Below are 13,977 nucleotides of genomic sequence, written 5' to 3'. Positions count from 1 at the left end.
GGCCGGAGTGCGGGGTTGTGTGAGGCCTGTGACTTACGGCGCCACGCGGTTGCCAGCCAGCGACAGCGTGTGGCTGAACGCGAGGCGCTGCGCGTCGGCACCGGCCTGGGCGGGCGAAACGGCCCCACCCTGCGGCAGGGTCGGACTGACTGCGACGGCGGGCTTGGCCAGCTTCACGGATTTGCCGGTGTTGGCGGCAATGACGCGCTGCACATCCTTGTCGGCGGCATCGTCAGGTGTGCCGTAAGTCTGGGTGTGTGCCAGGGCGGCGTCGCGCGGGGCATCGGCCAGCGTCTTGCCGTCCTTGCTGCTCACGTCCACTTCGGCGTCCATCGACAAGCCCACGCGCAGCGGGTTGTCGGCCAGCTGCTTGGCGTCCAGCGCGATGCGCACCGGAACGCGCTGCACCACCTTGATCCAGTTGCCGGTGGCGTTTTGTGCGGGCAGCAGCGAGAAAGCCGCACCGGTGCCAACGCCCAGGCCGGCCACCTTGCCTTTGTATTCCACCTTCTTGCCATACAGGTCAGCTACCAATGTCACGGGCTGACCGATGCGGATGTTGCGCAGCTGGACTTCCTTGAAGTTGGCGTCGACCCAGACCTGGTTGAGCGGGATGATGGACATCATCGGCGCGCCGGCGGCCACGCGCTGGCCGAGTTGCACCGTGCGCTTGGCCACATAACCGTCCACGGGCGCCAGCAGCGCGGCGCGCTGTGTGGCCAGGTAGGCCTCGCGCACCCGGGCGGCTGCAACCTGCACGCTGGGGTGCTGCTCGACGCTGGTGCCTTCGGTCAGGGCCTGGTTGCTGGTGAGCTGCTCACGTGCGGCGACCACACCGGCCTGCGCCGCAGTCAGCGCACTTTTGGCGGTGGCCAGCTGCGTCTGCGCGTGGTTGAGTTCTTCCTTGGACACTGCGCCGTTGCCGGTGAGCGACTGGCGGCGGTTCAGGTCGTCGCTGGCGCGGGCGATGTCGCTTTGCGCCTTGACCACATCGGCGTCGCGCAGGGCAATCTGCGCGGCCAAGGTGCCGTTGTTGGCGTAGAGCGTGCGCACCTGGCGCACGGCCTGGGCCAGTGCGGCCTCGGCCTGCTCCAGCGCGACCTTGGCATCGGCCGGATCCAGCTGTACCAGCGTCTGGCCGGCTTTCACGAAGTCGGTGTCGTCGGCCATGATGGCCATGACGGTGCCGCCGATCTGCGGCGTGATCTGGATCACGTTGCCCTGCACATAGGCGTTGTCGGTGGACTCGTAATGGCTGGCCACCAGGTATTCATAGGCAGACCAGCCGAGCCCTGCAACGACCACCACGGCCGCAAGCGCCGTCAGCGCCTTTTTGCGTTTGGGGTTTCCTGCGGGCGGCTGTGCTGGTGCATCGGAAGCTGGGGAGTTGGTAGATGTTGTGTCGCTCATGATGGTGTCGGGTGTTGGTTGATTCGGGGACGTTGCGTGACGTTGAGCCGGCGCTTAATGCGCTGCAGGCACTTTTTCAGAATTAAAACCGGCTGCAGCCCAATCAGGACGGGCGCCAGCAGCTATTGTTTTTGTAGCGCCCTGCGCTTGCGGCGCCTGTGCCGGGGAACTGCCGTAGCCGCCGCCCAGGGCGCGTATCAATGCGACCTGCGTGTCGAGCGCGCGGGCCGAGAGGTCTACCGCCAGGCGGCGCTGGGCCAGCACGCTGGTTTCGGCGGTCAGCACATTGAGGTAGGTGCCCAGGCCGGCCTTGTAGCGCTGCACGGCGATGTCATAGGCGCCTTCTGCGGCTTCCTGCGCGGCGCGCTGCTCGGTTTGCTGGCGCGTGATGGCTTGCGATGACGCGACCTGGTCGGCCACATCGCGCACCGCGTCGATCACGGCGGCGTTGTAGCTTTCGACAGCGGCGTCCAGGTCGGCCGTCTTGCCGCGCAGGTTGGCGCGCAGGCGGCCGGCGTCAAAAATCGGCAGGCGCAGGGCCGGCCCGACACCCCACTGCTGGCTGCCGGAGTCGAGCAGACGGCCCAGGCCGATGCTGGAAAAACCGGCGAAGGCGACCAGGTTGACGTTGGGGTAGAACTGGGTTTTGGCGTTGACCACGTCTTTGGACGAAGCCTCTACGCGCCACCGCGCAGCGGCGATGTCGGCGCGCCGGCCCAGCAGGTCGGCGGGAATGGCCGTGGCGGTTGCTACGTTTTTGATAGCTGCTTGCGCCGGAAGGGAAAGGGCTGCAGTGCCATTTTGCTTGCCAATGAGGGCGTCGAGCGCGTTGCGCGTGAGGGCCATCTGCTCTTGCAGGGTTTCGAGCTGCAGGCGCGCTTCGGGAAGGCCGCCTTCGCTCTGGCGCAGCTCCAGGCGGGTGTCCAGGCCGGCGTCGACGCGGTCGCGCACCAGCTTGAGGGTTTCTTCACGCTGGGCGAGCGTGCGGCGGGCCACCGTCACCTGCTCGTTCAGGCGAACCAGCTGAAAGTAAGTGCGGGTCACATTGCTGGCCAGCAGCAAGCGTGCGGCCTGCGCGTCTGCTTCAGCCGCGCTGGCGGTGCCCAGCGCGGCATCCAGCGCGGCGCGGTTCTTGCCGAAAAAATCAAGCTCCCAGCTCACCGCGAGCTGCGCCGTACCGCTGTTGCGGATGGAGCCTGCCAGTGGTGCGGGCACTGCGCCATTGGCGGTGTACTGCTGGCGCGTCAGGTCCAGTTGCCCGGTGACCTGCGGCAATGTGGCCGCATCGGCAACCTCGGTGACGGCCAGTGCGCGCGCCAGGCGGGCCTGCGCGAGCTTCAAGGTCGGGCTGGTTTGCAGGGCCTGGTCGACCAGGTCGTTGAGCTGCACATCGCCAAACTCGCGCCACCATTCGGCGGCCAGCGGCGCCTGGGCCGGCGTTTGGCTGGCGGTGTCGGCAGCCAGGCCCAGCGAAGGCGCGTCACGCAGGCTGGAATGCGGCGCGATGCCCGACATGTCGGCACAGCCGGTGAGGCCGGTTGCCATCAGGCCCACAGCCACCACGCTGGCGGCAGCCACCAGGGCCATGCGGAAAGAGGCGCGCCAGAGCGGCAGGCGCGGCTCGGCGTGTTCGGCCTGGTTCACCGAAACGCAAGCCGAGGCGGAAGCGGATGCGCTGCAGAGGGTGTTGCTGTTATTTGTCATCTTTTTCATTCGCTGCTTGAAGGGCTTGAAGGGTCTGGGCTGTTTCAAGGATGCGGCGCAGGTAGCCTTTGAGGTTTTGCCACTCCTCGACCGTGAAGCCGGCCAGGTGGGCGTTTTGCACACGGCTGAGCACCGCGGGGATTTCTTTCGCCGCTTCGCGGCCTTCGGGCGTCAGTTCGATGTTGACCACGCGCCTGTCTTCGCTGGAGCGGATGCGGCGGCAAAAGCCCTTGGCTTCGAGCCTGTCGAGCAGGCGGGTCATGGAACCGGCGTCGAGCTGGCAGACACGGGCGAGTTCTGCCACCGTGGAGGCCTTGCCGAGGTAGATCTTGAGCATGGGCACCCACTGCGCGTTGGTGAGGCCCTGGGGCTCCAGTTCGCGTGTGACCTGCTGGGAGACGCTGTTGAGAATCTGGCGCATCAGCGCGCCGGTGCTCTGTCCGGCGTCGTAATCAGTCGCGCAATAAAACTCGGCCGGCAACCCACACAGGGGGACTGGGGCAGCTGGCGGACGGGTGGATTCGGGTTTCATGGACACGAATAATACATGCCTAGACAAACATTGTCAAGGCTGTGTTTGTACAGACATCTTTTATGGCTAAACTCCCCGCATGGCTACTTCTTCCCTTTCCAATGCGCCCAAAGGCGCACCCCGTTCCCTCTCCGGCCTCGTTCCCTTCCTGCGTCCCTACCGGGGGCGAATTGTTCTGGCGATGTTTTTCCTGGTGATGGCGGCCGTTGCCACGCTGGTGTTTCCGCTGGCCCTGCGCAGCCTGATCGACGGCGGGCTCAGCGCGGCGGACAAGGGCCAGCAGCTGATGGCGCTGCGCACCCATTTCTTTGAACTGTTTGGCGTGGCGGCGGCGCTGGGCCTTTTTTCGGCAGGCCGCTTCTATATGGTGAGCTGGCTGGGCGAGCGTGTGACGGCAGACCTGCGCAATGCTGTCTACGCACATGTGGTGCGGCAAAGCCCCGAGTTTTTTGAAACCACGCAAACCGGGGAAGTGCTCTCGCGCCTGACAGGGGACACGACACTGGTGCAGACGGTGGTGGGCTCCTCGCTCAGCATGGGCCTGCGCAATGCAGTCATGGGCGTGGGCGCGCTGGGCATGCTGGTCTATACCAACCCTTACCTCATGGTGCAGGTACTGGTGGTGCTGGTGCTGATCGTGGCGCCCTCGGTCTGGTTTGGCCGGCGTGTGCGCAAGCTGTCGCGCGCCAGCCAGGACCGCGTGGCAGACTCCAGCGCGATAGCGGCCGAAGTGCTTAACGCCATTCCGGTGGTGCAAAGCTACACCGCTGAAGGCCGCGAAGCCGCGCGCTTTGATGCGTCAACGACCAATGCCTTCAACACCGCGATTCGCCGCACCAGGGCGCGCTCGGTGCTGGTGGCCTTCATCATCATCGCTACGTCGGCGGCGCTGCTGTGGGGCCTGTACCAGGGCACGCAGGCGGTGATGCGGGGCGACATCACGGCGGGCCACCTGGGGCAGACGGTTGTTTACGTGATCATCCTGGCCAGCGCGGCGGCCGTGCTGGGCGAGGTCTATGGCGACCTGCTGCGGGCTGCGGGCGCCACCGAACGGCTGATGGAGCTGCTGACGTCGCGTTCACCCGTGGCATCACCGGCCAAACCGATTCCCGCACAAGTCACGCGGGCCGGCAGCGCGGTCAAATTTGATGCCGTGACATTTCACTACCCGTCGCGGCCTGCGCAGGCCGCGCTGACAAACTTTTCCCTGAGCGTGGCGCCCGGCGAAACGGTGGCCATCGTGGGGCCCAGCGGCGCGGGAAAGAGTACGGTGTTCCAGCTGCTGCTGCGGTTTTATGACCCGGCCTCGGGCCGCATCGAACTGGATGGCGTGCGCACGGCCGACATGGCGCTGCATGATTTGCGGCAGCGCATCGGCATCGTGCCGCAGGACGCCGTCATCTTTTCGACCAGCGCGCTGGAGAACATCCGCTACGGCAAACCTGAAGCCACTGATGAAGAGACCCGTGCAGCGGCCAGGGCGGCCTTCGCGCATGAGTTCATCACAGCCCTTCCCGACGGCTACGACACCTTCCTGGGGGAGCGCGGTGTGCGGCTTTCCGGCGGCCAGCGCCAGCGCATTGCGATTGCCCGGGCGATGCTGAAAAATGCCCCGTTGCTGCTGCTGGATGAAGCGACCAGCGCGCTCGATGCCGAAAGCGAGCGCATGGTGCAGGCGGCCCTGGAGTCGGCCATAAAGGACCGCACGACGCTGGTGATTGCGCACCGGCTGGCCACTGTGCAGCAGGCTGACCGCATCCTGGTGCTGGACCACGGACAGCTGGTGGAACAAGGCACACATGCCGAGCTGGTGAATCGCGGGGGCGTTTATGCGCGGCTGGCGGCATTGCAATTCACGGTGTGACGGCCTTGGCATGTGCGGGCTTCCCGGCTTTCGCCGCAGCTCCGGCGGCCATCAAAATCAGTGATATGCATTATTTGCATAGATTTTGCTCAACAATGCCTTGGACTATTTAGACCGGGGCTCTTAAGCTCCGTGCATTGATTCTTCCCGCAGACTTTCCCGCAAGAAATCCCACAAGGAGCTTTTTCAATGTCACACGCAGCCTCTTCCGTTCCCACCCCCGCCGGGTCTCACCCGCTTCCCTCTTACCTGCAGGCGGACAACCTGGGCCCCTGGGGCAACTACCTGCAGCAGGTAGACCGCGTCATTCCGCACCTGGGCAGCCTGGCGCGCTGGGCTGAAACCCTCAAGCGGCCCAAGCGTGTGCTGATCGTGGACGTGCCGATTCACATGGACGACGGCACCGTGGCGCACTTTGAAGGCTACCGTGTGCAGCACAACGTCTCGCGCGGTCCCGGCAAGGGCGGCGTGCGTTTCCACCAGGACGTCACGCTGTCGGAAGTGATGGCGCTGTCGGCCTGGATGTCGGTCAAGAACGCGGCGGTGAACGTGCCTTACGGCGGTGCCAAAGGCGGTATCCGCGTTGACCCGAAGAAGCTTTCGCGTGGCGAGCTGGAACGCATGACGCGCCGCTACACCAGCGAAATCGGCATCATCATCGGCCCCAACAAGGACATCCCGGCGCCGGACGTCAACACCAACGACCAGATCATGGCGTGGATGATGGACACCTACTCGATGAACACCGGCTCTACTTCAACCGGCGTTGTCACGGGCAAGCCGGTCGATCTGGGCGGCTCGCTGGGCCGGCGTGAAGCCACGGGGCGCGGCGTGTTCACCGTGGGCACCGAAGCGGCCAAGCACATCGGCCTCGATATCAGTACCGCACGGGTCGCCGTGCAGGGCTTTGGCAATGTGGGCGGTGTGGCGGGCAAACTGTTTGCCGAAACCGGTGCACGCGTGGTCGCGGTGCAAGACCATGGCGGCACGATTTACCGCGAAGCCGGCCTTGATGTGCCCGCGTTGCTGCGGCACGTAGAAGCCAACGGCAGCGTGGCCGGATTCACCGAAGCCGAAGTCATTGCCAACGACGCGTTCTGGGACGTGGAGTGCGACATCCTGATCCCGGCCGCACTTGAGCAGCAGATCACGGCGGCCAATGCCGGCCGCATCAAGGCGCGCATGATCATTGAAGGCGCGAACGGCCCGACCACGCCCGCCGCCGACGACATCCTGCATGACCGCAACGTGCTGGTGCTGCCGGACGTGATCGCCAACGCCGGTGGCGTGACCGTCAGCTACTTTGAATGGGTGCAGGATTTTTCCAGCTTCTTCTGGGACGAAGAAGAAATCAACAAGCGCCTGGTGAAAATCATGAAAGACGCCTTTGCCGGTGTTTGGGCCGTGGCGCAAGACCAGAAGGTCAGCCTGCGTACCGCCACCTTCATCGTGGCCTGCAAGCGGATCCTGCACACACGCGAGCTGCGCGGCCTGTACCCCTGAGTTGCTGAGGCAGCGCGAAACCCTTCGCGCTGGAGACCAAACTCAGTGAACGGTCTTTTCAAGCAGGGGCCGCAGAACCGGCTTTGCCGGGCTGCAGGCGCAGCGCCCCCTCGGGGGGGCAGCGCATTACACGAAGTGAAAAGCGTGGGGGCTCTATTGCTCCGCAGAACCGGCTTTGCCGGGCTGCAGGCGCAGCGCCCCCTCGGGGGGGCAGCGCATTACACGAAGTGAAAAGCGTGGGGGCTCTATTGCTCCACGGAACCGGCTTAGCCGGGCCGCAGGCGCAGCGGCCCCCTCGGGGGCAGGGAGTTACGCGAAGCGAACGACCGTGGGGGTCATTACTGCAACGTTTCCTTGATCCCAGGCAGCGAAGGCAAAGGCATGACGTCTATGCCTTCTTCGATCAGTTCCACGGCTTCGCGCGCACTGGTCTGGCCGCGAATATTGCGCGCCTCAAGTTCGCCATAGTGCATGCGGCGGGCCTGCTCCGCGAACTGGCTTCCGACATCTTCGGTATGCGCCATCACGTGACGCAAGGCCTTCAAGAACGCTGCCTGCTCTGCATGATTCTTTGCGGCCGGTATACCTGCCATGGCGATGGCCTCGCCTTCAGCGCCCCGAACCGGGTTCGGAATCGCAACTGATGAAGACGCAGCAGCCCGGCTGCCAGCGCTCACGATGTCATGGCCGCCCAGGTTGAGGCGTGGTGCACTGGGAAGTTTCTGGATGCTTTTGTCGGCACACATCGGGCATTCGATCAGGCCGCGCGACAGCTGGGCCTGGAAGTCGTCCTCGGACGCAAACCAGCCTTCAAATGAATGCTGGTGCGCACATTGGAGATTCAGGACTTTCATGGCCGGATTATCGCCGGGGGATCAGGGGGTTGCAGCTTGCCAGTCCAAAGCCCACGCACCGGACAGCACGTTTTGCAACCACAGCGCGCCTGTCAACGTTTTTGCATCCGTGACCTCGCCGCTGGCGCACCAGGCAAGAAGCTCAGGGAGTGTTGCCGTAAAGACGTCCAGAAACTCCCCGGCATCCAGCTTGCGCTGGCCGAGGGCCAGCCCACGCGCAAACCAGATATCAATGAATTCGGTGGAATAAGAAATCACCGGGTGCAGCACGCCTGCCCTCGCCCACTCACGCGCGGTGTAACCGGTTTCCTCCAGCAGTTCACGCTGCGCGCAGGCCAGCGAGCCTTCGCCTGGATCGAGCTTGCCCGCAGGAAACTCCACCATCACGGCACGCATGGGGTAGCGGTACTGGCGTTCCAGCACCAGACGCCCGTCGTCCAGTTGGGCCACGATCATCACTGCACCGGAGTGAATGACGTATTCGCGCGTTGCCTGCTTGCCGTCGGGCAGCCTGACGGTATCACGCAAGGCATGCAGGAAATTCCCTTTCAGGATCTCGACCGAGTCGATGCAGGTCTCGACGAGGTGCGCGTCGGCAATTGCACCGGCTTGATCAGGATCGGAAGACGCGCTCATGGGCGGTGCTTGAACAGGTAGCGCCAGGTAAATCCGGGAAACGCAAAGGTGATGAAGAGCGTGCCGGTGATGGCATAAAACTCCCAGCCTTGCGGTGCAATCTGGCCGCTCCGCTGCTCAAGGTATAAACCCAGACCGCCGACAACCAGGTACCAGACCACCAGCTCTGCGGCCCTGATTGCCAGGTTTTTCGGCAACTTGAGCGCGTAGACCGCGAACAGGCGATTGCTGATGAAAGGCAGGTTGGCTGCCAGCAAGGCCAGCAGCACGACCAGCCAGACTGAAGCAGTTTGGGTCATGGCAGGGGTCAGCTACCCAGTGATTTGACGATGCTGCTGATGGACTGCGCGCACAAGGTCATCAAACCGCCAGGCATGATGCCCAGGATCAAGATGAGCGCACCATTGATGGCCAGCACTGCCTTGGCATCTGCCGGCGCAGAAACCGGCTGGGCGTTATGGGCCAAGGGTGCATCAAAGTACATGACCTTGACCACACGCAAGTAATAGAAGGAGCCTACCAGCGACATGATCACCGCAAAAATGGCCAGCACGATGTAGCTGGTTTGTTGCGACGAAATCAGCGCCTGCAGGACGGACAGCTTGGCATAAAAACCCACCAGCGGCGGCAGGCCGGCCAGCGAGAACATGCTGATGGCCATCACACCGGCGTACAACGGGCTACGCTGGTTCAGGCCGGCCAGATCGACGATCTCTTCGGACTCGTGCCCGGCGCGTGCCAGCAGCATGATGATGCCGAAAGCACCCAGGGTGGTGAGCACATAAGTCAGTGCATAGAACATCGCTGCGCTGTAGGCCGATTCGGTGTTGAGCTGGTTGCCGTTGACCACGCCGGCTAGCAAGCCGAGCAGCAGGAAACCCATTTGCGAGATGGTGGAGAACGCCAGCATGCGTTTGAGGTTGGACTGCGCAATTGCGGCCAGATTACCCACCAGCAGCGAGCCGATCGCCATCAATCCCAGCATCTGCTGCCAGTCAATTGCCAGCGGCAACAGGCCTTCGACCAGCAGGCGGATACAGATCGCAAAGGCCGCGAGCTGCGGCGCTCCACCGATCAGGAGGGTCACGGCTGTAGGCGCACCCTGGTAGACGTCAGGCAGCCACATATGGAAAGGCACAGCGCCCAGTTTGAAGGCCAGGCCAGCCACGATGAAGACCAAGCCGAAAATCAGTACCTGATGCTTGACCTGGCGGCTGGCAATCGCGTTGAACACTTCGTTGAGGTCCAGGGAGCCGGTCGCGCCGTACAGCATCGAAAGACCATACAGCAGGAAACCCGAAGCCAGCGCGCCCAGCACGAAGTACTTCATGGCGGCTTCGGTGGCAGTGGCGTTGTCGCGACGCAGGGCCACCAGCGCATAGCTGGACAGCGTCAGCAATTCCAGGCCCATGTAGATCACCAGGAAGTTGTGGCCCGAGATCATGACGAACATGCCCAGCAGCGCGAACAGGCTCAGGGTGAAGAACTCACCGCCGCGCAGCATGTCGCGATCTGCCGCGTAAGGGCGACCATAGACCAGCGTAATCATCACGGTGATACAGGCAAAGCACTTGAGCCAGCCGCCCATGGGGTCGCTGACAACCATGTTGCCGAAACCATAGAAGGTCTGGCCTCCAGAGGCGTAGGCAGCCTCCATGGCCGCCACGACGGCCAAGGTCAACAGCGTGAGCACGTAGGTCAGCGTACGCTGCGGCGTCTTGACGCCCAGGTCCACCAGCGCAATCACGCAGGCCATTGTCAGGAGGACGATTTCCGGATAAACCGTGATCCAGGAGAGTTTGTCAATCATCTGAATTCTTTGTAGTTGCTTCAGTTCAGTTTGGAGGCCGCGACGTGCTTGAGCAGGTCCGCCACTGAAGTATTCATCACATCGGTAAACGGCTTGGGATAGATGCCCATGTACAGCACAGCGATGGCCAGCAGCGCCAGCATCAGGAATTCGCGGCTGTTGATGTCGACGAGTGCCTTGACGTCGTCATTGGCCACGGGGCCCAGGTAAACGCGCTTGTACATCCACAGGGTGTAGGCTGCGCCAAATATGAGTGCCGTCGCTGCCGCGCCGCCTATCCAGAAGTTGTATTTGACCGCACCCAGAATCACCATCCACTCGCCGACGAAACCGGCTGTGGCCGGAAGGCCGCAGTTGGCCATGGCAAACAGCAGCGCAAAGGCCGCAAACTTGGGCATGGTGTTCACCACGCCGCCGTAGCTGGCGATCTCGCGCGAATGGACGCGGTCGTACAGTACACCAATGCACAGGAACATCGCGCCCGACACAAAGCCGTGGGCGATCATCTGCACGATGCCGCCGGAAACGCCCAGGTCGTTGAAGATGAAAAAGCCCAGGGTGACAAAGCCCATGTGGGCCACTGACGAATAAGCCACCAGCTTTTTCATGTCCTGCTGCACCAGTGCAACCAAACCAACATAGATGACAGCAATCAAGGACAGGGCAATCATCAGCCAGGACCATTCATGCGCAGCATCCGGGGCTATAGGCATCGAGAAGCGCAGGAAACCGTAAGCGCCCAGCTTCAGCATGATGGCGGCCAGCACGGCCGAACCACCAGTGGGGGCCTCAACGTGCACATCGGGCAGCCAGGTGTGGACCGGCCACATCGGCACCTTGACGGCAAAGGCTGCGAAGAAGGCGAAGAACAGCAATGTCTGCACCGTGCTGCCCAGAGGCAGCTTGTGCCAGGTCAGGATGTCGAAGCTGCCGCCCGACTTGTTGTACAGGAAGATCAGTGCCACCAGCATCAGCAGGGAGCCGAGCAAGGTGTACAGGAAAAACTTGAAGGCCGCGTAGATCTTGTTGGGGCCGCCCCAGATGCCGATGATCAGGTACATCGGGATCAGCGTGGCTTCAAAGAACACGTAAAACAGAATGCCGTCCAGTGCCGCAAACACGCCGATCATGAGCCCGCTCAGGATCAGGAAAGAAGCCATGTACTGGTTGACGCGCGTGGTGATGGCTTCCCAGCTGGCGATGATGACGACCACATTGATAAAGGCCGTCAAAAGCACAAACCACAGCGATATGCCGTCAACACCTACGTGGTAGTTGACATTAAACCGCTGGATCCAGCTGCCCTTTTCGACAAATTGCATGGCCGACGTGTCCAGCTGAAAACCGCTGTACAAAGGCAGCGTGACCAGGAAACTGACGACCGCGCCTATCAGCGCAACCCAGCGAACGCTGCGCGCTTGCTCGTCACGGCCCAGCGCCAGCAGAACCACACCGAAAACAATCGGCGTCCAGATCGCAAGACTCAACAAACCCATTCTTGTTCTTCCTTGATTTTGTTGAAACTGATCAGCGATTGAGCCAGACGAAATACGTCATCAACACAAACACGCCAATGATCATGCCGAAGGCATAGTGGTAGATATAGCCGGACTGCAGCCGGCGCACTATGCCGGAAACCCAGCCGACCAGCTTCCATGAACCGTTGACCAGCGCGCCATCGATCAACTTCTGGTCGCCGCCCTTCCAGAGTGCGGTACCAAGTGCGCGCGTGCCCCGGGCCAATACGTTCTCATTGAACCAGTCAAGGTAGTACTTGTTCTCGAGCAACGTGAAGACTGGCATGCACATGCGCTTGATCGCGGCCGGCAGGGCCGGGTTGATCATGTACATGTACCAGGCCAGCACCGAGCCCGACAGGGCCAGCCAGAACGGCGCAGCCGTGAGGCCATGCAAGGCCATCTGGGCCGGGCCGCGGAACAGATGCTTGAGCTCTTCCATGGCCGGGTGTTTTTCGAGATTCACCACGATGGCGCCCTTGAAGAACTCGCCGTACAGCATGGGTTCAATTGTCATGAAGCCGATGACCACGGACGGGATCGCCAGCAGGATCAGCGGCACCGTGACGACCCAGGGGGACTCGTGTGGCTCGTGGTGCTCATCATGGTGGCCGTGGTCGTCGTGGCCATGGTGGTGCGCATCGGGATTCTGGTCAAAACGTTCCTTGCCGTGGAACACCAGGAAATACAGGCGGAAGGAATAGAAAGCCGTCACGAAGACGCCCGCCAGCACCGCGAAGTACGCGAAGCCCGCGCCCGCCAGGTGGCTTTCATGCACGGCTTCGATGATGCTGTCCTTGGAGTAGAACCCCGCGAACAAAGGCGTGCCTATGAGGGCCAGTGTGCCCAGCAGTGAGGTGATCCAGGTGATAGGCATGTACTTGCGTACGCCGCCCATCCAGCGGATGTCCTGGTTATGGTGCATGCCGATGATGACCGAGCCGGCGGCCAGGAACAGCAGCGCCTTGAAGAAAGCGTGCGTCATCAGATGGAACACCGCGACGGAATAAGCCGAGGCGCCCAATGCCACCGTCATGTAACCCAGTTGCGAGAGCGTGGAATACGCGACCACACGTTTGATGTCGTTCTGGATAATGCCGAGAAAGCCCATGAACAGCGCCGTAATGGCACCTATCACCATGATGAAGCTGAGCGCGGTATCGCTGAGCTCAAACAGCGGTGACATGCGCGCCACCATGAAGATGCCGGCCGTCACCATGGTTGCCGCATGAATCAGCGCGGAGATCGGGGTTGGGCCTTCCATGGAATCTGGCAACCAGACGTGCAAAGGGAATTGCGCCGACTTGCCCATGGCGCCAATGAAGAGGCAGATGCAGATCACGGTCACCAGCATCCAGCCGGTGCCCGGGAAGCTCAGCTTGGAAAGCTCGCCGGCCTTGGCAAAGGCCTCGCCGTAGTTCAGCGTGCCGGCATAGGCAGCGATCAGGCCAATGCCGAGGATGAAACCGAAGTCGCCCACGCGGTTGACGAGGAAGGCCTTCATGTTCGCGAAGATGGCGGTCGGCTTGTTGAACCAGAAGCCGATCAGCAGGTAAGACACCAGGCCCACGGCTTCCCAGCCGAAGAACAGCTGCAGCATGTTGTTGCTCATCACCAGCATCAGCATGGAGAAGGTGAACAGCGAGATGTAGGCAAAAAAGCGGTTGTAGCCCTCATCTTCTTCCATGTAACCGATGGTGTAAATGTGCACCATGAGCGACACAAAGGTCACCACGCACATCATCATGGCTGTGAGGCCGTCGACCAGGAAGCCAATTTCCATTTTCAGGCCGCCGACGTTCATCCAGGTGTAGAGCGTTTCATTGAAACGCGCGCCGTCGATGGCCACGCTCTTGAGCGTCATTGCCGAAATGATGAAGGCCACCAGCACGCCGAGGATGGTCAGGCTGTGCGAGAGGCGACGGCCTATCCAGTTGCCGCCGAAAGAGGTGCCGAGGATACCGGCCGCCAGGGCGCCGGCCAAGGGTGCCAACGGAACGGCCAGCAGAGTTGAAGCGTTGAGGGTTGATGCCATATTAGTTTTTTTCCGCCAAGCAAGTTACGCAGGCAAACAAGGAAGCCATGCCAGGGCCGCCACGGAACCGGCTTTGCCGGGCCGTCAGCGGCGCCCCCTTGAGGGGGAGGCG

General features: G+C 62.4%; 11 protein-coding genes. 2 read left to right on the top strand and 9 right to left on the bottom strand.

Annotated features, from left to right (window positions below; all coding sequences use genetic code 11):
* Positions 1–33: 33 nt before the first annotated feature.
* The 3 genes from AC1D1J_RS14245 to AC1D1J_RS14235 all read right to left on the bottom strand — a co-directional run bounded on the left by AC1D1J_RS14245 (position 34) and on the right by AC1D1J_RS14235 (position 3,646).
* Positions 34–1,410, bottom strand: coding sequence for an EmrA/EmrK family multidrug efflux transporter periplasmic adaptor subunit (locus AC1D1J_RS14245; protein WP_477695003.1), 1,377 nt, complete (start codon positions 1,408–1,410; stop codon positions 34–36).
* Between the two features lie 54 nt (positions 1,411–1,464).
* Complete coding sequence (locus AC1D1J_RS14240; protein ID WP_477695087.1) at positions 1,465–2,997, bottom strand: efflux transporter outer membrane subunit; 1,533 nt, start codon at positions 2,995–2,997, stop codon at positions 1,465–1,467.
* A gap of 106 nt (positions 2,998–3,103) precedes the next feature.
* Positions 3,104–3,646: a MarR family winged helix-turn-helix transcriptional regulator gene (locus tag AC1D1J_RS14235; RefSeq protein WP_477695002.1), complete on the bottom strand. Its 543-nt coding sequence runs from the start codon at positions 3,644–3,646 to the stop codon at positions 3,104–3,106.
* 79 nt (positions 3,647–3,725) lie between these two features.
* On the opposite strand from AC1D1J_RS14235, the gene AC1D1J_RS14230 reads away from it, so the two are divergent.
* A complete protein-coding gene (locus tag AC1D1J_RS14230; protein ID WP_477695001.1) occupies positions 3,726–5,510 on the top strand; it encodes an ABC transporter transmembrane domain-containing protein in 1,785 nt (594 codons plus the stop codon).
* A gap of 189 nt (positions 5,511–5,699) precedes the next feature.
* Positions 5,700–7,013 (top strand): Glu/Leu/Phe/Val family dehydrogenase, encoded by a 1,314-nt coding sequence (locus tag AC1D1J_RS14225; protein WP_477671605.1) that lies wholly within the window; start codon positions 5,700–5,702, stop codon positions 7,011–7,013.
* Positions 7,014–7,351: 338 nt separating this feature from the next.
* Here the strand turns inward: AC1D1J_RS14225 and AC1D1J_RS14220 are convergent, their stop codons facing one another.
* The 6 genes from AC1D1J_RS14220 to nuoL are packed head-to-tail and all read right to left on the bottom strand — an operon-like array spanning position 7,352 to position 13,865.
* Entirely contained in the window at positions 7,352–7,867 is a 516-nt protein-coding gene (locus AC1D1J_RS14220; RefSeq protein WP_477695000.1) for a DUF1178 family protein, read from the bottom strand.
* A 21-nt stretch (positions 7,868–7,888) separates the two neighbouring features.
* On the bottom strand, positions 7,889–8,503 hold the full coding sequence (locus AC1D1J_RS14215; RefSeq protein WP_477686687.1) for an NUDIX domain-containing protein: 615 nt from the start codon (positions 8,501–8,503) through the stop codon (positions 7,889–7,891).
* The gene (locus tag AC1D1J_RS14210) at positions 8,500–8,802 is read right to left on the bottom strand and encodes a DUF2818 family protein (protein ID WP_457279055.1); all 303 of its coding nucleotides are present in this window, start codon (positions 8,800–8,802) and stop codon (positions 8,500–8,502) included. Before AC1D1J_RS14210 ends, AC1D1J_RS14215 begins: the two co-directional genes overlap by 4 nt.
* 8 nt (positions 8,803–8,810) lie before the next feature.
* A complete protein-coding gene (nuoN, locus tag AC1D1J_RS14205) occupies positions 8,811–10,313 on the bottom strand; it encodes an NADH-quinone oxidoreductase subunit NuoN (RefSeq protein ID WP_477694999.1) in 1,503 nt (500 codons plus the stop codon).
* A 20-nt stretch (positions 10,314–10,333) separates the two neighbouring features.
* Positions 10,334–11,809 (bottom strand): NADH-quinone oxidoreductase subunit M, encoded by a 1,476-nt coding sequence (locus tag AC1D1J_RS14200; protein WP_457279057.1) that lies wholly within the window; start codon positions 11,807–11,809, stop codon positions 10,334–10,336.
* 31 nt (positions 11,810–11,840) lie between these two features.
* Positions 11,841–13,865, bottom strand: a complete 2,025-nt coding sequence (nuoL, locus tag AC1D1J_RS14195; protein ID WP_477694998.1) for an NADH-quinone oxidoreductase subunit L — start codon at positions 13,863–13,865, stop codon at positions 11,841–11,843.
* Positions 13,866–13,977: the final 112 nt, after the last annotated feature.

This window comes from Polaromonas sp. P1_F8 (genome assembly GCF_056405635.1).
The sequence above is the reverse complement of the archived record's forward strand: the minus strand, read 5'-3'. Positions and strand labels throughout refer to the sequence as shown.